Source organism: Thalassomonas actiniarum (assembly GCF_000948975.2).
Taxonomy (GTDB): domain Bacteria; phylum Pseudomonadota; class Gammaproteobacteria; order Enterobacterales; family Alteromonadaceae; genus Thalassomonas; species Thalassomonas actiniarum.
The window spans coordinates 106,869-127,257 of record NZ_CP059735.1; the positions used below are offsets into that span (position 1 = coordinate 106,869).

General features: G+C 48.5%; 18 protein-coding genes and 1 tRNA gene. 4 read left to right on the forward strand and 15 right to left on the reverse strand.

Translation table 11 applies throughout. The features are described 5' to 3' along the window. Nucleotides 1–8 precede the first annotated feature (8 nt). The 5 genes from SG35_RS00475 to SG35_RS00495 form a co-directional block, all read right to left on the reverse strand. Entirely contained in the window at nt 9–470 is a 462-nt protein-coding gene (locus SG35_RS00475) for a hypothetical protein (RefSeq protein ID WP_044835237.1), read from the reverse strand. A gap of 55 nt (nt 471–525) precedes the next feature. Continuing rightward, nucleotides 526–2,007: a peroxidase family protein gene (locus SG35_RS00480; protein ID WP_044835238.1), complete on the reverse strand. Its 1,482-nt coding sequence runs from the start codon at nt 2,005–2,007 to the stop codon at nt 526–528. Between the two features lie 17 nt (nt 2,008–2,024). Continuing rightward, nucleotides 2,025–2,693: a hypothetical protein gene (locus tag SG35_RS00485; RefSeq protein WP_044835239.1), complete on the reverse strand. Its 669-nt coding sequence runs from the start codon at nt 2,691–2,693 to the stop codon at nt 2,025–2,027. A gap of 86 nt (nt 2,694–2,779) precedes the next feature. Then, the gene (locus SG35_RS00490; protein WP_044835240.1) at nt 2,780–3,499 is read right to left on the reverse strand and encodes an RNA polymerase sigma factor; all 720 of its coding nucleotides are present in this window, start codon (nt 3,497–3,499) and stop codon (nt 2,780–2,782) included. A gap of 218 nt (nt 3,500–3,717) precedes the next feature. Continuing rightward, nucleotides 3,718–4,557 carry a DUF350 domain-containing protein gene (locus SG35_RS00495; protein ID WP_044835314.1) on the reverse strand — a complete coding sequence of 280 codons (840 nt, stop codon included), beginning with the start codon at nt 4,555–4,557 and terminating at the stop codon, nt 3,718–3,720. A gap of 192 nt (nt 4,558–4,749) precedes the next feature. Here SG35_RS00495 and SG35_RS00500 point away from each other — a divergent pair, with 192 nt between their 5' ends. Then, complete coding sequence (locus SG35_RS00500; protein WP_160298374.1) at nt 4,750–5,514, forward strand: substrate-binding periplasmic protein; 765 nt, start codon at nt 4,750–4,752, stop codon at nt 5,512–5,514. Between the two features lie 166 nt (nt 5,515–5,680). Beyond that, nucleotides 5,681–6,286 (forward strand): hypothetical protein, encoded by a 606-nt coding sequence (locus tag SG35_RS00505; RefSeq protein ID WP_044835242.1) that lies wholly within the window; start codon nt 5,681–5,683, stop codon nt 6,284–6,286. A gap of 41 nt (nt 6,287–6,327) precedes the next feature. Here SG35_RS00505 and SG35_RS00510 read toward each other — a convergent pair whose 3' ends face one another. Continuing rightward, on the reverse strand, nt 6,328–7,002 hold the full coding sequence (locus tag SG35_RS00510; protein WP_044835243.1) for an RES family NAD+ phosphorylase: 675 nt from the start codon (nt 7,000–7,002) through the stop codon (nt 6,328–6,330). Between the two features lie 224 nt (nt 7,003–7,226). Between SG35_RS00510 and SG35_RS00515 the strand changes: the two genes are divergently transcribed. Continuing rightward, entirely contained in the window at nt 7,227–8,105 is an 879-nt protein-coding gene (locus tag SG35_RS00515) for a hypothetical protein (protein WP_044835245.1), read from the forward strand. A 41-nt stretch (nt 8,106–8,146) separates the two neighbouring features. On the opposite strand, the gene SG35_RS00520 is transcribed toward SG35_RS00515, so the two are convergent. From SG35_RS00520 to prlC, 9 genes are all read right to left on the reverse strand, one after another. Further along, nucleotides 8,147–9,337, reverse strand: a complete 1,191-nt coding sequence (locus SG35_RS00520) for a BaiN/RdsA family NAD(P)/FAD-dependent oxidoreductase (protein WP_269082201.1) — start codon at nt 9,335–9,337, stop codon at nt 8,147–8,149. A 209-nt stretch (nt 9,338–9,546) separates the two neighbouring features. Next, nucleotides 9,547–9,623, reverse strand: a tRNA-Ile gene (locus SG35_RS00525). Between the two features lie 83 nt (nt 9,624–9,706). Then, nucleotides 9,707–9,931, reverse strand: coding sequence for a hypothetical protein (locus SG35_RS00530; RefSeq protein ID WP_152646782.1), 225 nt, complete (start codon nt 9,929–9,931; stop codon nt 9,707–9,709). Nucleotides 9,932–10,312: 381 nt separating this feature from the next. Next, entirely contained in the window at nt 10,313–10,837 is a 525-nt protein-coding gene (gene ftnA / locus SG35_RS00535; RefSeq protein ID WP_044835247.1) for a non-heme ferritin, read from the reverse strand. Between the two features lie 184 nt (nt 10,838–11,021). Beyond that, nucleotides 11,022–11,495, reverse strand: coding sequence for a peroxiredoxin (locus tag SG35_RS00540; protein ID WP_044835248.1), 474 nt, complete (start codon nt 11,493–11,495; stop codon nt 11,022–11,024). Nucleotides 11,496–11,639: 144 nt separating this feature from the next. Next, nucleotides 11,640–13,577 (reverse strand): methyl-accepting chemotaxis protein, encoded by a 1,938-nt coding sequence (locus SG35_RS00545; RefSeq protein ID WP_160298375.1) that lies wholly within the window; start codon nt 13,575–13,577, stop codon nt 11,640–11,642. 178 nt (nt 13,578–13,755) lie between these two features. Further along, nucleotides 13,756–14,550 (reverse strand): class I SAM-dependent methyltransferase, encoded by a 795-nt coding sequence (locus SG35_RS00550; protein ID WP_044835250.1) that lies wholly within the window; start codon nt 14,548–14,550, stop codon nt 13,756–13,758. 32 nt (nt 14,551–14,582) lie between these two features. After that, complete coding sequence (locus SG35_RS00555) at nt 14,583–15,278, reverse strand: DNA-3-methyladenine glycosylase I (RefSeq protein ID WP_044835251.1); 696 nt, start codon at nt 15,276–15,278, stop codon at nt 14,583–14,585. A 131-nt stretch (nt 15,279–15,409) separates the two neighbouring features. Then, nucleotides 15,410–17,452 carry an oligopeptidase A gene (prlC, locus tag SG35_RS00560; protein ID WP_044835252.1) on the reverse strand — a complete coding sequence of 681 codons (2,043 nt, stop codon included), beginning with the start codon at nt 17,450–17,452 and terminating at the stop codon, nt 15,410–15,412. A 434-nt stretch (nt 17,453–17,886) separates the two neighbouring features. Between prlC and SG35_RS00565 the strand changes: the two genes are divergently transcribed. Beyond that, nucleotides 17,887–20,244 carry a sensor domain-containing protein gene (locus SG35_RS00565; protein ID WP_053043349.1) on the forward strand — a complete coding sequence of 786 codons (2,358 nt, stop codon included), beginning with the start codon at nt 17,887–17,889 and terminating at the stop codon, nt 20,242–20,244. The last annotated feature ends 145 nt before the right edge of the window (nt 20,245–20,389 follow it).

Sequence of the window (20,389 nt, forward strand, 5' to 3'; positions counted from 1 at the left end):
CTTTATTGTTATTTTTCACAAACCCAGGAGCCGTGAACACCGTCGGAAAAGGTTAAATGATGGGTCATTTTTTTGCCGTCTTTGCTCAGGGTTAATCTTTCGCTCAGTGCCAGGCCGGGTACGCCGATTTGAATGATCATGGGACTTGAGATCAGCTCATCCCCCAGCACTCTGAAGAAGGCGCTTTCCATGGCGGTTCGGGATTCAAAAGGTTCACCCTCTAACACTTTGACTGTGGCATAGATATCATCACTTTTTTTGACCAGGGAAAATTTTAACTTTCCCCCTTTGCTGGGATAGTACCTGTCTTTGCTGCGATCTTCTGTTTTGGTGTTTTCGCCATTGGTGATCCATACCGTATCGGTAAAGCGCTCGATCACTTCTTGTGGGGTGGCAACAGGCGGAGGGAAATCCGGTAGGGGAGAGCCTTTGATTTCCCGTTTGCTCATTACTTGTTTTGCTTGATTCATCAGTTTATTCCTCTATTACATAAGTAAAGTTCGGTATTGGTAACTGCTGTCGGTGTTAGGGGGTTGCCAGTTCAGGGTCGATGGCTGACAGTAAATCAATAAATTTAAAGTGTGTTTCTCCTGCATTGTTGCCTGTTTTTGTGGGGATATAGTCTGTCTTCCTGGCAGGTTTATCAAAAATTGACGGTTGGCTTAGTAAGATCAGCGAATAGATGACTTCGGCAACAATCAAGCTGCCCAGTGTGCCTAACTTATGCCCGCTGCTGCGCTCTTTGGTTTGGCTTTGTGCCTCCGCCAGAATGTAATACCAGAGGGGAGTTTTTTCATCAAAGCCATATTTCTTGCCGACATGATCCAAAATTCTTTTCTTTTTGGTTTTTCCGTCAATCACTATCTCTACTTTGGGGTTTAATTCATTTTTAGTGAGTAATTTCAATTTGAGGGCTTTCGTCAGCTTGGGGTGCTCTTTTTTTATAAAAGCCATTAGCGTCTGGGTATCGGGCAAAGACAACTCATTGCCGCGCAACAAGTTCAACAGGGGGATTTTCATTCTGCCCTTTCGAAAAGGCGGAATAAAAGAAAGGGAGAGGTTAATTTTTTCGGCAAGGTTAAAACCCACAGGTTTAGGGTCTTCCCTGGGAAGCTGGCTAAAGTAGAGCTTCCAGTCGATAACATAATCAGCCGGCAGACCCGCATGTCCGTTCATGCCGCCTTTGCCGGTCATAATAAACAAGGTTTTCAGGTCGACATTGCCGATAGTCTCGTTAACCGTATAGTCGCCCCTGACCATGGAATGGCCGAACCGGAAAGCCGCGGCTGAGAATTCCAGCGGCATACGGGCTTCTTCGGCGTAAGTGGTGTTCCACAGGTTCCTTTTTTTATCTCTGACAATGTATTTCCAGACCCTTTCATCGATCATTTCATATAAAAAATCATATAACACCACCTGCTGGTAATGCAGGATGCACAGTTTCCGGGCTTGTTCATATAGTGCTTTGGCGTCCGGTCTTTGCTTTCTTTTGGCCACTATTTTATCAACGAAGAAATTGTGCAGCTTTAAGAATTGTACGTGCAGCTGGGCAATGATCAGGTTTTCATCATTACGGTTATCCTTGGTTTGGGCGAGCAAACCCTCTCCTCTGGGCAGGTCGTTTTCTGCCCTTAGCCTGCCGTCGGCATCATAGGTGGGCCCAAGGCGCATTTTGCCGGTTTGCTTATCGACGGCAACGTCAGGATCGTCAAAGCCTTCGCCGTAAACGCTGTCCAATTCCAGCGACGGTGTTCTCAATTGCTGCAATTCATTGATAGGGACTTCACCCGGTTCAAAATGATCGCTGTCGCCCCGCTTCATCCGGGTGGCATCGTGGGTGATAAACTGGCCCAAATAAACATAACCGGCATCAACCGGGCTGGGACCGTCTATCCTGACTTGTGTGATCACCTCACCCAGTTTGGTTAACGCCTCTTCCTTAAACCGGGTCGGCGGCAGGTTAAACAATGAGAAGAAGCTGCCTTTAGTCTGTGACATTTGATTCATGTGTTGTCCTCCTGTGCTTATGTGGACTCTTGGTGGGTTAAGGTGATGCTTAAGTGTTTCGGTGTCAGCTTGTCATGGCAGGGGATTGCTTCTATCAGATACAAGCCCGGTTGCAGCGGCTGACCTTCGAGGGTGATAAAGAAATATCCGGATTGATCCGCCAGGCGGCATTTGGTGCTGAACTGCCCCCGGGGGATCTGCTTGTGGCTGACTTGTATTTTATATTTTACCGTCGGATAGTCCGGCTCTGCCGGGATGCCGATACTGATGCTGTTTGTGCCCGCTGACAAAGGTATGGTGCGGGAAACTTGTTGTTCGTTGGCACTGCCGCGAAAAGTGTCAAGAAAAACCACCTGGGACTGTTTGGCCACCAGGCCATCGGGGGGGGCTGGTATGCCGCCTTTGTACAAGGTAAACAAATAAACCGCCAATAAACAGCTAACTCCGGTGGCAAAACTTGCCCGCAGCGGTGTCATTAAGAAATCAAGCAGGGAAGTTTTGCTTTCATGCTTACTGTAATCTACTTCGGGTAAAACTTTCATAAGCTGGTTATCTATCTCAAGTTGTTCAATTAACTCTGGTTTATCTATCAGGTATTCTTCAAATTCCATGCTTTCTTCCGGGGTGAGTCCACCGCGTAAGTACCTGGCAATGACATTTTTGTCTTTAATATATTTTGAGTCCATAATGCTTCACTTCTTATTAACGGTAGACCCGAGCACCTCAGTGATTAAGCTTAAACCGGTTTATTCTGCTGATTTACTAAGTGTCGCTAGGTTTGAACTTCTCTCACTAACATTAAATAAATTGCTATCTTAGTGTTGTCCGGGGGTAAGGGGTCTGTATTCACCTGGGCCAAAGTGATGCCGATAAAAATTAACACTTCCAGTGGATCGGGCAGGCAGCTGTCTGAACCCAGCTTTATTTGTACCAGCTGTTTCAACCGGTTTCTGGCGCGATACAATACCTTGTCAAAATGCTCGGCAGATAAATCCATGGCTGCACAGATTTCCTGTTTGCTTTTGCCGTAGACGAAATAATCCCTTAATAGCTGTTTATCTCTTGGTACTGTCATTTCATTGACAAGCTGCTGTACCTTGTTAAATATTTCTTGAGAGCTAAGTTCTCTGAATAAATCGGGAATTTTATCGTCGCTGTATATTTGAATGTCTTCACTGGCAGTGGTGGCGCGGCGTTTTTCTTTGCGGAAATGGGCAATCAGTAAATGAACGCCAACCTGGCGGATATAGCTGCTAAGAGCTGCCGGGCTTTCGATTAGATTTTTCCGGGCTTTATTGATGATGATAACGAAGCTGTCTTGGAGTAAATCATTGGTGAGTTCGGGATCCTGGCATTTGCTCAGTAATATAAAGCGCAGTCCGCGCCAATAGTGCCGGACCAGGGCTCTTTCTGCTAAACGATCGCCTTCTTTGATTCTTTTCAGGATAGTCTCAGCAGAGAATTCAACGGATTCATTTTCTTTTCTCGCCATATAAACCTTATTGCGAGCATATACTTGTGAAATAGTAGCTACATTATAGACGAAGCTTTACCGGCCCGAGGAAGAATAGCCACCGAGAAGAGAAAGTACCCTGGTTGCTAAAGTTTACCTGGTTCGAAAGAAAGCCTATTAAAAGCAACGTACGTCAAAAGTAACGTACGTCACTTTTGACGTATGAGAGATTTGAAGAAGGATTATGTTGCCTTTAGCTATAAGGCAAAAAAGATCACCAGGGCAACACTGATCGCCACGGCACCTTCAAGCAAGGCAACGGCGACGTTGTGCTCTTTTTTAATGGCGTAGTCGATATTCACCGAGGGGATAAGCAGCTTATCTACCAGCATCCTGACCACAGGCAAGATGATAAAGGCGGTCAGGGCGTCAAGGGCAAATGAGGAAATGCCCGATTGCCAGGAAACAAATTCTCCGCCCAGGGCATGTAACAGTATGATACCGAGGGCGATCACCGTGGCAGAGAAGCTGGTGCCGGCAGCGATATTGCCGCTTTCCAGTTCCTGTATCAGGCAGAAATTAGTAAACAAGTCATAAATTTTCGTAAACAGCACCAGGGAGACCTGGCCCAGGGCGTAAAAGACCAGGACGGAGAATATATCGCCACCTCGCATCAGCACGCCGCCGATAATAAGACCCGAGGTGATATAACAGCTTGCCTGGGCCATGCCGACGGATAAACTCTGCTTGGTGATGATTTGCCTGTGGCTACAGCACGAATGCAATAAAACCTTGTCATTAACCTGGCGCGATACCAGTAGCAGCAACATACCCAAAGCCGTATGTTGGCAAACCGCCATCAAATTCGGCTGCAATTGCTGGCTGAGGCCGGTGATCACCGCGCTGTAAATGATAGTATTCGCGGTAATAAAGCCCATAATCGAAATACCCAGGGCCAGGTTTTTTTTATCAATAATTTCGCTGAAAGTATTGTAGGGGCTGGATAAGCTGTAAAGCCACCTGGAAGCAAATATTACAATCAAAAATACACCGATAAAGGCTAAATTAGACAAGTAGGTTAAGATTGAAATACCCATATTTATTGTTCTGATTTTTAAAGGGGGCAGGAGTCTAGCACAAGGATAAATGAAGCTCCAGAGCAAGCCGGCGCTCGCATTAATCTGCTGCAGCTTCAGGAGAGGGCCAGATTTAAAGTCAAAAAGGAAAGGCAGACTTTTACCTTTGGATTTATTATACTGACCACTGGATTTTAAATGGAAATTATCCAAATGAGGCAAATAGTTAGCGGATTTTTATTTCTGATCTCTGCGGTGCTGGCAATACCTTGCCTTGCTTCGTCTTTTGAACGGCTGGATTATCTGACCGAAGAATATCCGCCCCTCAACTATACCGAAAACGGCAAACTCACCGGTTTGTCTGTGGTGCTGCTGAAGAAAATCTGGCAGGAGCTTAAGGTAAAACCGCAGAAAGTCAGGGTGTTACCCTGGGCGCGGGCCTACCGCAACCTGGAGCAGCAGGATAATGTCGTGCTGTTTGCCATTGCCCAAACCAAGCAGCGTAAAGATAAATTCCAATGGGCCTGCCCGATCGAAACCACAGACACCAATGCGCTGATCGCCCTGAAATCGAGCCGCATCAAAATTAACAGCTTCGATGAATTAGCCCGTTATGCCATAGGCACAGTGCGCTTTGATATTGCCGAGCAGCTGTTGATGGAGCAACTTTCTTCTACCATCAATATTGTCAGCAATGTCACCATGAAGCCCAACCTGGAGCTGATGGCGAAAGGCCGTATCCAAATGATCGCCTACGACCTGCAGGCGGCCAACAATATGATTATTCAATGGGGAGGGGATTTAAACGATTATGAAACCGTGTTTGTGTTCCCCACCGCCTTTACCTGCTTTGCCTTTAGCAAACAAGTTGACCCTTTGCTGGTACGGCAATTTCAGCAGGCGCTGAGTAAAATTGTCCGTACAGAGGAATATCAAACCTTAATGCAGCAGTTTTATTCCCGGGCGGAGAATCACTAAGGTTTGCTTACCTCCCCTGCTCGTTTAGTCTGAGGCGGAGCAAGGCCAGCCCAGCCCGTAAGCTTTGCCAATATCGGCAATAATTTTCCATTTTTAGTGTATTATTAATATACAAAGTTTACTTTTTTTACTAGTATGTAATTGTAAAATACGTAAAGGTGGTGGTATGAGTAACTTGGCGCTAAAAGCAGACAATGCTTTTTTATATAAACGGGTAGAAAACATTTTACATCATTTAGAAAGCGATAATGTTTTAGATATCAATGCAAATGATGCCTCTGTTTTGACCGACCAGCAGCTGCTTGAACAGTTGTTATCTATCCATACCCGCAGCACCTATAAAAACGACAAGCTGATAAAACGCCTGGAAATGCAGCGGGAAGGGCAAAAAAAATTCATCAGTTTTTTAGGCACTTATGGCGGCACCGTCACCCAAACCAAATACGCCGAACTTGCCGGCATGAGCAGGCAACACATCAGCGGCAAGATCAAAAAAGGCAGTTTAATCGCCATCAACGAAGGCTCCACCCCGCGCATACCGGTGTTTCAGCTGGACGATAAAACCGGCGCCGAAATCTTCGGCCTGGACACGGTGAATTTAGCGCTGCAGGCGCAGGAAGTCGGGCCGTCGATGATATGCACCTTCTGGCTAAATCCACACGGCGGCCTGGACAATTTATCTCCCCGCAATTACCTGCAAAAAAATCCAAATAAAGCAGCACTGCAACAAGTGCTCAAATACGCCAGCCGGGTAGGGCAGGCGGGTTATTAACCTCACTTTGTAATATTGCCCACCCTTTTTGGCAGCGGCTGTTAACCGGTGAAAGCAAAATTGAGCTGCTCGCACAATATTTCATAGCTGTCCATGCCCTGGTATTCAAAATCATCGAGGGGTGTTTGCTCTGTTTGCCCGACTGGTGGATGAGACCAGATCGCCGCGCAGTCGAGCAAATCCCCCGACCAGCGGGAAGAATAAAGAATACCGTGAACATCTTTGGCAAACATCAGGTAAAGGGCATCCGCCAGGGGTTGTGTGATGTGATAGACATCGTCCCCTTCAATATCCTGGGCGCTGAGTTTCAGCTGCGGCAGTAAAGCGCGCACATCTATCAGGGTTAACGGCCCGGTAAACACCACCTTGCTCATTTCCCGGGGCGCCAGCATCCGGCTGTCAAAAAATCTTTCCCCTTTCGGATTGGGGGTGACATGGGAAAAAGCCTCGGCCAAGGCGCCTTTGGGGCTGTTGGCCAGATAGGTCAGGCCAAAGTCTTGCTGGCGGCCATTCCAGCGGCCTTTTTGCTGTTCGTTCTCGGGGCAGAACAGGCTTAATGCAGCACTTTTTTGCTGGTCGTAAAACTGTTGCTGGACCCGGTAGGTGACGGTCATTTCAGCTGTCTTTAGTTTGCCGGGCGCTAGAGACGCTACCAAGGCGGTGAGCGCTTTGACATCAAAATTATCCCTTGCTTGCTGCTTCCCTGTCTGACTCATGGCTGTACTCTTGAAACTCCTTAAATTTACCCTGCTGTTAAATGCTTGTAGGCGGCATTTGCAGGGGCAGAGGAATTATCATCAAATGCCCTGTGAGAAGCAAATCCGTTTCGGACTTTCGGTATATTTAACACCTCATTCTTGTTTTTCTTGAAAACAGCCTCATTGATAGCAGAGTTGAAAACAACATCTGTACCGCCAAAACGAAAGAGCATCTGATTTTTATGAGTAAGTTAACGTTAAGAAAGCCCTTTGCCAGTCCGGCGACAAAAATCTATCTCTTTAACTTTCTCAACGAAAGCGAAAGCGGGGTGGTGCGGCGGCTGCAGGAGGATATGTTGATTGCCGCCAATTTCTCCTCAGCCGAGGGCAAGTCGTCGTCAGAAATTATCCAGGTGTTTGACATTAGCAACCTCGATCAGTGTTACAGCGCTGTGCTTATGGTGAGCAGAGACGCCGAAATGGGTCAGCTGCCTTTGATACATCTGCAGGGACACGGCGCCAGAGATAAAGGGCTAAAATGCACAAATGGCAGCTTTATCCCCTGGGCGACATTAATCGACCTGTTTGAAAAAGTGATTTATAGCTCCCGGGGGCAATTGACCGTGATCGCTGCCGCCTGCTACTCTTTTGAACTGACGACACAGCTTGAGCCATATGGCAAATTGCCCTATGCCTTTTATTACGGTTATGACCGGGCGATAAGCTTAGGGGAAATGGAGCAAGACCTAAGTTCCCTGTACCGAAATTTTATCGTCAATAAGGCGGATATTAGCGGCTCACCTTTAGCTATCAAGGTGCATTCAGAGTACGATAATCTTGAAGCGGTTCGTGGTGCTTTGCTGGTGTTGATAAACCCTGAGCAGGCAAGAAAAGAGGGACTTTCAAAAAGCGCATTGAAAAAGAAGCTAGACCTTGATTTGCCGGCATCCCAGGCGCGAAAACTGTTTGACCAGATAGTGCAATCACGGGGCCTGGTGATAATGGTGATTAATAACATGTTTCATCCGACCGAGCGTAGAAAATTTATTCTTGAGGATGTTTTGGAATACTGCAACGGCATGATCCCTGATAAAGAGAGCAATGAAGGCCTCAGTGGATAGGTGAGGCTTGAAAGGTGATCTTTATGGTTACGACACAAATATTAAACTGTTTGTCCACATGCCCAGCCGCTGCTCCAGGCAAACTGGAAGTTATAACCGCCGAGCCAGCCGGTAACGTCGATCACTTCACCGATAAAATAAAGCCCGGGAGCTTTTTTTGCTTCAAAGGTTTTTGATGATAATTCATCTGTATCCACGCCGCCTAATGTCACTTCCGCGGTACGGTAGCCTTCGGTTCCGTTTGGTTTTATGGTCCAGTTATGGATGTAGTCGTGCAGAGCTTTTATCTCGCTATGACTTAGTTGGCCCAGGGTTTTATCTGGGATCTCATTTGCAGCTATCATGGCTTCAATAAAACGTTTTGGCATCAGCTGTGCCAGAGTATTTTTTAGTGATTTCTGGCCGTATTCTTTACGTCCTTGTTCTATCTCGTCATTCAAGTTGTGGTCTGGCAGCAAGTTAATGGTTACCGCTTGTCCTGCGCGCCAGAAGGAGGATATTTGTAATATTGCCGGGCCGGATAAGCCGCGATGGGTGAAGAGGATATTTTCTCTGAATTCAGTGCCATCTTCGCTGCTGACAATTGTAGGCAGGCTGATGCCGGATAAGCCTTCGAAACGCTTTTTATCGTGATCGTGCAGTGTTAGTGGTACTAATGCCGCCATAGTGGGGTGAATCTCCAGGCCGAACTGTTGTGCAATTTTATAGCCGATTGAGGTTGCGCCCAGTTTTGGCATAGTCAGGCCGCCGGAGGCAATTACCAAAGATTCGCATTGAAAATTTTGCTCTGTGGTTTTTACCAAATAGCCGTTATCGTTTTTTTCTACCGCTAATACTTCGTTGCGTAGCTTGGTTTCAACACCCGCCCATTCGCATTCGGTTTGCAGTATGTCCACTATGTCCTGTGCACTTTCATCGCAAAACAGCTGGCCCAGGGTTTTGTGGTGGTAGTTCAGGCCGTGTCTGTCTACCAGCTCGATGAAGTCTTGCTGGGTGTAGCGGCTTAAGGCGGATTTTACGAAGTGCGGGTTTTGGCACAGATAGTTTTCCGGGCTGGCGTTTTCATTGGTGAAGTTGCAACGTCCGCCGCCGCTGATGAGTATTTTACGGCCAGCTTTTTTGCCCATGTCCACTATGGTGACCTGACGGCCGCGGTAACCTGCGGTGGCGGCACACATCAGGCCGGCGGCGCCGGCGCCTATGATCAGGACATCAGTTTTTAATACATTCACGGTTTCTTACTCGAACAGCTGGCAATGGTTTTGGCGGCTATTATAAAGCGATCGCAATGTGGGAGCTATCGGGCCAGCCCAGTTTTCTTGAGAAATAGCCAATTAGCGCCGGTCTGTGAATGTGGTTGATATCATTTCTGGTATTTCAAGTGATGATTTTTAGCGTATCTGAGCCGACATAATTGTTATGTGTGCTGTTATCGAGAAAGTGGTGACCCGTGGCAGATTCGAACTGCCATCGGCTCGCTTATGAGGCGAGGGCATTAACCAGTTATGCTAACGGGCCAAATTTGGCATAGCGATAGGGAGTCGAACCCTACAGGCAAGGTTTTGGAGGCCAGCCGATACCCGGTATCTTCGCTACATGATTTAGATGTTGATCACTGTGCCGTTTGCCAGGGTGATTTGTGTATTCACTTTGCCTCCGGCGGCTTCGACAAACTCTTTTAATTTCGTCAGGTTGGTATCGCCAACCCGTTTGTTGCCCATTTTGCTGATGGCCGATTTGTTTACCTTGAGCATAAAAGCAATCACATCCAGTTTGGTTTCTTCGGTATTGAGTTCTTTTACTTGTGTGTTGATACCCATTGCCATTTTTTCACCTTAATTTTTCCTTCGGGCACAAAAAAGCCCAGTTAAAAACCGGGCTTCCGTCAGGAATATATTCAGGTTGCCCGAAAGATGATCTCCCGGGACTGAGTCGCAGGAAATCTAAGTTGAAAAGTTGTGCCAGGAATATATTCGTGAAAAATTCATTGTTTAAAAACCTTGTGTCTGTTGTTTTCGTTGTTTAACGTGAGTGACTGTAGTGTACCCAATATTGCCGCTTTGACAACTAAATCAGGTTTCCATTAAGGAAACTCTGATGCCAGAGAATTAAGTTGAGCTGCTGTGTTATCGCTTTTATCAAGGTATAAAAATCAAGATATAAAAAGGGGCTATTTCGGCCCCTTAATAAAATCGTTTACTCAGCCATTAACCGGCTTCGGTCATAATGCTGGGTGAGCCGGTTTTCGCCAGTTCAGCCAGATCTTTATCAATAAAGAACAAGGCTTTGCCGTCGTTACCGACAAGTTCGATCTTATCGAGAATACCTTTGAATAACTTCTCTTCTTCGTGCTGCTCGGCAACATACCATTGCAGGAAGTTGAAGGTCGAGTAATCCTGGCTGGTGAAGGCGGAGTGGGCCAGCTCGTTGATTTTCCGGGTTACCAGACACTCGTGCTCATAGGTGGCTTCAAACACCTGGCCTAAAGAGGAAAACTCGTGCGGCGGCGCTTCTATCGCACCCAGCACCGGCATAGAGCCGGTTTCACTGACGTAAGTGAATAAGCGGTTCATATGGGTCATTTCTTCTACCGCATGCTTGCGCATAAATTCTGCGGCACCTTCAAAACCTTTTTCTTCACACCAGGCACTCATTTGCAGGTACAGGTTGGAAGAATAAAACTCTAAATTAATTTGAGTATTTAATAACTGAACCATTTCCGGTTTTAACATAGTTTTGCCTCGTGCTGCTGTTCGACATGCTTTTTTCAAAGCGTTAATGGCTGCGAATTTTGCCTGTTTCACTTGAGGTAATCAAGCTTTTATTGATTTAAATCAAAATAAAGTCGTTAAAAAACAATAGGATATTTAACGCTAATTGTTTTCATTCAGGTTTAGACTTAGATTTACTGCCTGTTTACAGCAGCGCCAGTACCGACTCTGCCGAGCTTACTTTAAATTCTTTCGGCTGTTCAACCTGTAAGCTGGTGACCACACCGTCTTCAACTATCATGGCGTAACGCACCGAGCGGTAACCGCCGAAGCTGCCGGTGTCTTTGCCGAGATCTATGGCTTTGGTGAAGCTGCCGTCGCCGTCTGCCAGCATCATCAGCTGTTCGGCATTTTGAGCCTGGCCCCAGGCACCCATTACAAATGCATCATTGACCGATAAACAGATAATGCTGTCGACGCCTTTGGCTTTGATGGTGTCGGCATTAACAACAAAACCGGGCAGGTGGGCGGCAGAGCAGGTGGGGGTGAAAGCGCCGGGCAGGGCGAATATCACCACTTTTTTGCCGTTGAACAAGTCGCCGGTGCTGTGGCTGGTGACACTGCCGTCAACCAGTTGTTGTAATTCCCCTTGGGGTAATTTGTCGTTTACTTTGATCATAAGAATCCTTATCGGGCTGTGTTGTCAGGATTCTTATAGTAGGGGATATAAGTGACAGATCACAGTGGTATTTCCGGGTATTTTATTCACCTGGACAGTGAAGTCGGCCGGGTTTATCCCTAAGGCATAACCCCGGCGACTTGTTTAACTGGCGAGTTTTAAGGTGGTGCTGATATCCTTGACCTGACCGGAAACATCCAGCGAGATATTTTCTGCCAGTTCGCTCGACTGTTTCACTTCGTCATTAACCCGGGCCATGGCCTGTTCAAAGGCCTGGTAGTGGCCGCGCTGATCTTTGATTTGCGCCAGGGTGTCCTGGGCGACGGTGGCGGAGGCCTGGGCCTGTTTTACCACGTTGGCGGCGTTGCCGGTCAGCTGTTGGGCGATATTTTGCTGCTCTTGCGATGCCTGTTCTATGCCTGAGATGGTGGTATTAATGGTTTGGCTGGCATGTTGTAATTGCGTCAAGCGTGTGGTGATTTGTTGCAGGGAACTTTGGGTTTTGCCCGCCAGCTGGCGCACTTCATCGGCGACCACAGAGAAGCCGCGGCCATGTTCACCGGCGCGTGCCGCTTCTATGGCGGCGTTCAGCGCCAGTAAATTGGTTTGGTCGGCAATGGCGCTGATCACATCGACGATAGTGCCGACACTGTCTACCGACTGCCCCAGCACTTCTATCGCTGCTTTACCCGAGCGGGCGGCGCTGCCGGTGGCCTCGGTGGCCTGTAATACCTGCTCAACCTTTTCCTGGCTGTCGAACATGGCCTGTTCGGTGCTGCGGGCATTTTCCGCTACCTGCTGCGACAGGTTGTTTACTGTGTCTGTGGCCTGTCCCAGGGCGTTCATGATCTCCCTGACCGACTGTACCTGATCATGGGTATTGGCGGATGAACGGTGAATATTGTCTGCCTGTTGCTGCATATTGTTGAGGGCGTTATGCACCAGGTTGAGCTGTTCGGCTTTTTGCTTGTCTTCAAAGCGCAGCTTTTCCACCATTTTGTTGAAGCTGACGGAGATCTCTCCCAGTTCGGTGCGTTCGCTGATGCCGGTAATATTGCTGATTTTTCCCTGCTCTACCAAAAGTACAAAGCTGTTGCGCAATAACCGCAAAGGTTTAAGTACTATTTTGTGTTGCAGGTAGTGATTGCTGATCAGGTAAATAAGCAAACATAACCCCAGGGTATACACGATTTGTTTCAGTTGCTGGTAAATGTCTTGCTGCTCATGGTCTATGGCCTGTTCGCCCCGGAAAATTTCTTGCTCCAGCCCGGTCAGGGTGGCTTTGAGTAACTGGCGGCCTTCACTGAGTTGTTGTTGCTGCAAGGCTATTTTTTTGATTTCATCGCCATAGCGGTTGATCAGTGAATTAAGCTCGTCCAGGGCTTCTTCGCTGAGATCTGCTGCTTCATCGTCATCGAGCAATAAATCATCCTCTGCCAGCAGCTCATCTTGGTCTTCTTGCTGCGCTGTTATTGCCAGCAGGGGAAATGCTTTCAACTGACGGTAATTGCCTTTGATGCCATTTAGGGCGGCAGCAATGCCGGCATCTGAGCCCAACTCCCGGGCGTTGATCAACCGGGCAAGGTTGCTTGTCAGTTGTTGACTGGTGCCGACATAGGCTTGTTGCTGAGCGGCGCTTAACTTCCCGCTTTGCCCGGCATAGGCGGCCAGCTGGTCGTTTATTGCCAGCATGCCCTGTTCGCTGTTGCGCACCAGTATTTGCGGGTCGCCGCTGAGCTTGCCCAGGGCGCGAAAGCGGGTATCGAGCAATTGCTGCAACTGGCTGTTTTGCTGTTTAATGCTGAGGTTTAATTCACCTGGCGGCAGCAGGTCGATAGCTGCGTCTACTTTGGCAAATACCTGGGAAGACTCGCTTAATAATGCAGCATCCCCGGTGAGTAAATAATCACTGATCAACCGGTTGATATCCACCACCACCAAAGATTTTAATTTCTGGTAGTCCTGGTAATGCTGTCGGCTGGTATTAAGGGTAGTGGCCACCCAGTATAAGGTTGCCAGAAAAACAACGGCAAACACCACGATGGCAACCGTCGATAATTTGAAAAAGCTGGAAGCGCGCACCTGATGCATCCGGTGGTTTTGAGTTGGGTGGATTCTGCCTGTCCAATATTACAATTGGGTGACACTAAGGTTACGTATTTATGACGCCCGGATGACGGGGCGTCATGTGGTTGACCAGCTTGTTCGGATGTTATTGAAAGTTAAGCTTTTAGGCTTAATTGAGCGGTTTTTTCCTGGTTTAGCTTTCTACCTTAGGGATGGCCCGGTTGACATAAACATCAAAACGGTTCTTTTTCATTTTGATGCTGGTAGAGGGTTTTCTCCCGGCGAGCGGCGGCGCATAACTGGGGCGTTTTACCACTACCCGGTATTTAGCCAGGGCCAGCGCGGGCTCCAGTAAGCCGTCGGCATCGAGATCTTCTCCTACTAAGGTCTGGAAAATACGCATTTCCTTTTTCACCTGGGCCGATTTTTCCCGGTGCGGGTACATGGGATCCAGGTAAATCACATCCGGGGCCTGTGCGCTGTCGAGGTTTTCCAGTGACGAGGTATGAAGCAGTGACATGTTTTCGGCAATTTCACCGACGTCGCTGTTCAATTTTGCGCGCTCCAGTCCGTCTTCGAGCAAAGCCGCCACTATCGGCATACGTTCGATCATAGTCACCTTGCAGCCGAGGCTGGCCAGTACAAAGGAATCGCGGCCAAGGCCGGCGGTGCCGTCGACCACATGCGGGGTAAAGCCGTGTTTTAACCCTATCGCCTTGGCAATGTCCTGGCCGCGGCCGCCGCCGAATTTACGCCTGTGGGCTACCGCCCCTTCAACAAAGTCGACCTTGATTGCGCCTAATTTCGGTTCGTCCAGCTTGCTCAGTTCCAGCTGGTGGCAGTTTACCTGCAGCAAAAATGCCAGCTGCGGGTGCTGTTTGGCGGCATTGGCATCGCCGATATATTGCAGTTGCCATTTGGCGGCAATTTTTTTCGCCACCGCGGCATCTTCGCTGTGGATATAGGCGACGGCGGTTTTATCAAGCATGTCTTGTAGTGGGGAAGTTGCTGACATAAAGATTATTCTGCCTGGATATGGTTGTCGCCGGTTGCCATGGCAACCAAACGGCTGAGCTGTCCAAAAGAGCGGCCGCTTTCCTGGTGCCACTGGTTAAAGCTGTCCTGGATGGCTTTGAGGCTGGATTTGCTTTGTACGCCGCCGGTAATAATGTCGTGGGCGCGGAAATAGGCTTCCACGTCGCGGGTAATTAAAAAGGTGTCTTTACCCATGGCGCGCAGGGCATAGGGGCCGGTATTGCCGCCGAGGCGCTGGCCGTGTTTTTTCAGGTAGGCCCACAAGCCGATGATGTCTGTGCAGGGCCATTGGCGGATAAATTCGGCAAAAGAGCAGTCGGGTGTTTGCTGCTCAAAGATCATCTGGGCATTGCCCTTGATGGTTTTTACCTTGTTGTAGTTGCGGATAATACCGGGATCGGCGGCTTTGCGCTCGAGCATTTCTTCCGGCATCATCAGGATTTTTTCGATATTAAAATTGAAAAAATTTTCTTCAAAATTTGGCCATTTATTTTCCACCACCCGCCAGACAAAACCTGACTGGAACACTTTCTTGGTGAAGGCGGCCAATACCCTGTCGTCGGTGAGTTGTGCCAGCGGTATTTCCGGGGCGCCAATGTCGATCAGTTGCTTGAGGCGCTTTTCTCCGCCTTTACGCTCCAGGGCGCGCTGATACAGGGAGTTGAAACTTTCTAAGGTCATAATTTTTGTATTCTTTAAAAAAAGAAAAGACAACCGCCTGAAACGGTTATCTTCATGGTTTAGTTACTGCCGGGAAAAACCTGGGTTCTTCCCTTCTCTAATTTAATCAGTCAAGAATTGAACCAGTCAAGTTAACCTGTGATGCCGCTGTGACGCAGCAAGGCATCAATTTCCGGCTCGCGGCCGCGGAAGGCTTTAAACAGCTCGCTTGGTTCCTGTGAGCCGCCTTTTTCCAGGATATTGGTTAAAAAGTCCTGGCCGACCTGCTCATTGAAAATACCTTCTTGTTCGAAACGGCCGAAGGCGTCGGCAGATAATACTTCTGCCCATTTGTAGCTGTAGTAGCCGGCAGCATAACCGCCGCCGAAGATGTGGCCAAAGCTGTGCTGGAAGCGGTTAAACTCAGGCGCTTTGATCACGGCGTATTTTTCCCGTACCTGATCCAGTACCTGTTGAATTTCGTCCCCTTTGGCAGGGTCGTAGTTGGCATGCATGCTGAAGTCGAAAATACTGAATTCCAGCTGACGCAACATCTGCATCGCCGACTGGTAGTTTTTCGCCGCTAACATTTTGTCGAGCATTTCCTGGGGCAGGGGCTCGCCGGTTTCATAATGGCCGGAAATAAACGCCAGCGCCTGTGGCTGCCAGCACCAGTTTTCCAGGAACTGGCTCGGCAACTCTACCGCATCCCAAGGCACGCCGTTAATACCGGCAACATCGGCGGCATTGATCTGGGTCAGCATATGGTGGATACCGTGGCCGAACTCATGGAACAGGGTCACTACTTCGTTATGGGTAAACAGCGCCGGTTTATCGCCTACCGGCTGGCTGAAGTTACAGGTTAAATAGGCGACGGGTAACTGTACCGCGTCATCGCTCAGGGCACGGCGGCCGACACAGTCGTCCATCCAGGCGCCGCCGCGTTTTTTCGCGCGGGCGTAAAGATCCAGGTAGAAGCTGCCGCGCAGGTTGTGGTCTTTATCGAACACGTCATAGAATTTAACGTCCTGATGCCAGACATCGACGCCGCTGCGCTCTTCTATGCTCAGGCCGAACAGGCGGTGTACCACTTCAAACAAACCTTTCACTACGGTGGCTTCCGGGAAGTAGGGGCGCAGGTCTTCATCTGAGATGGCGTAGCGGCTTTGCTTTAATTTTTCGCTGTAATAGGGCAGATCCCAGGCCTGGAGCTCGCTTTTGCCAAATTCTTTTTCGGCAAATTCATGCAGCTCTTTAACATCCTGCTGTCCCTGGGCCTTGGATTTGGTGGCAAGATCTTCCAGGAACTGCAACACTTCGCCGGTGGAAGCGGCCATTTTGGTGGCCAGGGATTTTTCCGCGTAGTTGTTAAAGTCTAATAATTGCGCCAGTTCATGACGTAATTTCAGCAATTCCGCCATCACCGCGCCGTTATCGAATTCACCGCCGTTGGGGCCTAATTCTGATGCCCGGGTCACATAAGCGCGGTATAATTTTTCACGTAAAGCACTGTTATCACAGTACATCATCACCGGCAGGTAGCTGGGAATGTCCAGGGTAAATAACCAGCCGGACTTGTCATGGGCTTCGGCTAATGCTTTTGCCGCATCCAGGGCGCTTTGCGGCAGGCCCGCCAGTTCGCTTTCGTCTGTGATCAAGACATCAAAGGCGTGGGTGGCATCGAGAACATTGTTGCTGAACTTGGAGCCTAATTCCGAGAGCTGGGTGGAGATTTCACCGTAGCGTTTTTTGTCCTGTTCGTTTAAGGCGATACCGGATAATTTAAAATCCCTTAAGGCGTTGTCTATTACCTTGCGCTGGGCGGTATCGAGCTGTTGATATTCATCGCTTTGTGAGATTTGCTGGTAGGCCTTGAATAAACCTTCATGCTGGCCGACAAAGGTGCCGTATTCCGACAGCAAAGGCAGGCAGGACTCATAGGCTTCACGTAATTCATCGCTGCTGATCACTGAATTCATATGGGAGACCGGCGACCATAAGCGCCCAAGCAGATCATCTGCTTCATTGATCGGCGCCACCAGGTTGTCCCAACTGTAGCTGGTGTTCTCGCTTAATACCCGGCTTATTGTGTCCTTACATGTAGTAATGGCCTGCTCCAGGGCAGGTTTTACATGTTCAGGTTTGATTTTGGAAAATTCGGGAAGTCCTTTTAGTGACAATAATGGATTGCTCATAATCTTCAGTTTTTAGCGAATGTTGTCTTAGATGTAATACCTCTTGCGGCGTTATTCAAGCTTTGTCTGTTATTTGCCGGTTATTTACTGTTAATCGGGCTTTTTTTGGCAAAATTGCCAACCAGATCAAAAAAAATAGATGTTAATGCAAGGTAATATATTTTTTTTGTCTTAAATATTGTTTGTAAATTTACAGTAAATAAGAGAAATTATTAACCTGAAAGATATATCCGTGGCACAGGCCACGCCCGACTCTGTAAACGCTTATCAAAGCGCTTGGACCTGAGGGCTGCCTTATCCACCAGGTGTTATTCATGGATGAATCGGTAGATTTAACCTTTTGTCTTCGCCCGAAACCCGGGAGCGGCTTAGTTATTGACGACTACTGATATTTATCATCCTTTTGTCAGATAAATGTTAGATATAGTGTGAATATGAGCCAGCCAGTTGTCCCTAAAATATCGATCAAATATCGTCTGCTTCAACTACTGAAGTTTGTTTGCTATTCCCTTGTGCTTGGCGGGGGGTATGGTTTTTTGGTGGTGGCACAAGATCAGCAGACGGGTATCGGCCAGCCGTTAGGCGCCGGTTTAGGACAATTTAACAGCTTATCGGTTTATATTGTTTATACCCTGGTATTGCTGTTGTTGGTGGGGATATGGCATTACCGCAGCCAGAGGCAAAGGCAGCGGCTGCTGGAAGCCCATGAGCAGGTAAAATTTCGCGAACAAAGATTACAGCTGGCGCTTACGGGCAGCGACAGTGAAGTCTGGGATTGGCTGTCGGCGCAAAACCAGATGTTTGGCAAACGTTTCACCGCCGAGCTGCATTATAGCCAGGACAGCCCGTTTTATGCTTTTGACCAGCATATCGGTTTGATCCATCCCGACGATAAAGACACCTTTTTAACCATGTGGCAGCTGTTTATCGATAACGGCGATCTCAATGCCACTTTTTCCTGTACCTATCGTTTGCAAAGTCGCGGCGGCCAGTGGCTCTGGTACAAAGATCTCGGCAAAATTGTCGCGGTCAATACCCTGGGGGAGCCCACCCGGATCACCGGCTCTTATACCAATATCACCCAGTCGCGGGCAGATGAAGAGCGCGCCCAGTATTATGGCGATGCTTTTAAGCTCACCAAGGACTGGGTATTGATCATCGATGAAAACTTTAATCAGGTGACCGCCAACCAATCGCTGCGGGATGTGTTTGGCTGGGAAGCGGAAGAATTTGCCTTTGAACCCAATACCTTGGGCATTACCCCTAAACGGCTGGCATTTTACCGGGAATTGTTTTCCACCCTGCATGAAAATGATCACTGGCGCGGCGAAGAGCTGATCGCCACCAAAACCGGGCAGGAATATCATGTGATCATCAATATCAGTGTCAGCCGCAACCGCACCAATAACCGATTGCACTATATTCTGGTGCTGACGGATATCAGCGCCCAGAAAAATGCCGAAAAAGAGCTGCGCTACCTGGCCAATTATGATCACCTGACCGAGCTGCCCAACCGGGCCTTGCTGCTGGATCGGATCAAACACGCCATCGATTATTCCATCCGCAAAAAAGATTCTATTGCCTTGTTTTTTATCGATTTGGACCGCTTTAAGCAGATTAATGATTCTTTGGGGCATGAATGCGGGGATTTATTGCTCAAGGAAATTTCCAACCGGCTGACGGAGATTTTGCGCGGCGACGATACCGTGGCCCGCATCGGCGGCGATGAATTTGTGGTGTTGCTGGAGTCTTTTCGCAGCAACAGCCATTTGGGGCGGATCGCGGAAAAAGTGATCCGCGAGGTGGAAAAGCCGATTTTGCTCAACAACAACGAGGTTTGCATCGGCGCCAGCATCGGTATTGCCCTGTATCCGGAAGATGCCGGCAATTCCAGCGAGCTGCTGAGAAACGCCGATGTTGCCATGTATCACGCCAAGCAGATTGGCCGCAATACCTTCCAGTTTTTCACCCCGCGCATGAATTTTGAAGCCAAAGAAAGGCTGAGGAAAGAATCGGAACTTAAGCTGGCGGTGGCCAATAACGAGCTGATCAACCATTACCAGCCGGTGGTGGATGCCTTTACCGGCAAGGCCATCGGCGTAGAACTGTTGATGCGCTGGCGCACCGATGAAGGCCTGGTGCCGCCGATGGATTTTATTCCCATTGCCGAAGAGCTGGGGCTGATCATCCCGATGACGGAAAGTGTGTTGTGCAAGGGGCTGGCGGATCTGAAACGCTGGCATGCGGTACGCCCGGGCATCTTTTTGTCGGTGAACCTGGCGCCGCAGCATTTTGCCCAGGATAATCTTTTGCCTTATGTGAAAAAGTTGTTGGAAGAATATGATTTGCCGCCGGGAGCGCTAAAGCTGGAAATTACCGAAAGCGCCTTTATTGCCGAGCCGCAAAAGGCGATCCGCACCATGAACGCCCTGTCTAAACTCGGGGTCAAGCTGGCGCTGGACGACTTTGGCACCGGCTATTCTTCGCTGTCTTATTTAAAGCAGATGCCGCTGGATATCATTAAAATTGACGGCAGTTTTGTCTCCGGCATCGGCCGGGATAAAACCGATGAGGCCATAGTCGATGCCACCTTAGTGCTGGCAAAAAGCCTGAACATGTCCTGTATTGCCGAAGGGGTGGAAACCAAGGAGCAGATGCTTTACCTGGTGGATCGCCAGTGCCATTTTATCCAGGGTTATCTATACAGCAAGCCGGTCGAAGCGGATGAGTTAATGGAAATGCTGATGATCAACAATATTGAAGTGACCGCGCCGGAATTGGAGTTTGTCTAACGGCTGTCAAGGCATTGATACATATACCCACCGGGTTAAATTTTCTCGAACGCTTGAATCCTGACCCGGCTGCGCCCACATTATACCTTTAAAGCACAAGTGAAAGTGATATCTGCCTGAGGCGGTCTTTTCATTTTCTACTATT

Bases quoted from the DNA above. Each gene is read 5' to 3' on its own strand.
- SG35_RS00565 (WP_053043349.1), top strand. From the start codon at position 17,887: ATGAGCCAGCCAGTTGTCCCTAAAATATCGATCAAATATCGTCTGCTT.
- SG35_RS00480 (WP_044835238.1), bottom strand. From the start codon at position 2,007: ATGAATCAAATGTCACAGACTAAAGGCAGCTTCTTCTCATTGTTTAAC.
- SG35_RS00475 (WP_044835237.1), bottom strand. From the start codon at position 470: ATGAATCAAGCAAAACAAGTAATGAGCAAACGGGAAATCAAAGGCTCT.
- SG35_RS00515 (WP_044835245.1), top strand. From the start codon at position 7,227: ATGAGTAAGTTAACGTTAAGAAAGCCCTTTGCCAGTCCGGCGACAAAA.
- SG35_RS00540 (WP_044835248.1), bottom strand. From the start codon at position 11,495: ATGATCAAAGTAAACGACAAATTACCCCAAGGGGAATTACAACAACTG.
- SG35_RS00550 (WP_044835250.1), bottom strand. From the start codon at position 14,550: ATGCTTGATAAAACCGCCGTCGCCTATATCCACAGCGAAGATGCCGCG.
- SG35_RS00530 (WP_152646782.1), bottom strand. From the start codon at position 9,931: ATGGCAATGGGTATCAACACACAAGTAAAAGAACTCAATACCGAAGAA.
- prlC (WP_044835252.1), bottom strand. From the start codon at position 17,452: ATGAGCAATCCATTATTGTCACTAAAAGGACTTCCCGAATTTTCCAAA.
- SG35_RS00490 (WP_044835240.1), bottom strand. From the start codon at position 3,499: ATGGCGAGAAAAGAAAATGAATCCGTTGAATTCTCTGCTGAGACTATC.
- SG35_RS00510 (WP_044835243.1), bottom strand. From the start codon at position 7,002: ATGAGTCAGACAGGGAAGCAGCAAGCAAGGGATAATTTTGATGTCAAA.
- SG35_RS00555 (WP_044835251.1), bottom strand. From the start codon at position 15,278: ATGACCTTAGAAAGTTTCAACTCCCTGTATCAGCGCGCCCTGGAGCGT.
- SG35_RS00505 (WP_044835242.1), top strand. From the start codon at position 5,681: ATGAGTAACTTGGCGCTAAAAGCAGACAATGCTTTTTTATATAAACGG.
- SG35_RS00500 (WP_160298374.1), top strand. From the start codon at position 4,750: ATGAGGCAAATAGTTAGCGGATTTTTATTTCTGATCTCTGCGGTGCTG.
- SG35_RS00485 (WP_044835239.1), bottom strand. From the start codon at position 2,693: ATGGACTCAAAATATATTAAAGACAAAAATGTCATTGCCAGGTACTTA.
- ftnA (WP_044835247.1), bottom strand. From the start codon at position 10,837: ATGTTAAAACCGGAAATGGTTCAGTTATTAAATACTCAAATTAATTTA.
- SG35_RS00495 (WP_044835314.1), bottom strand. From the start codon at position 4,557: ATGGGTATTTCAATCTTAACCTACTTGTCTAATTTAGCCTTTATCGGT.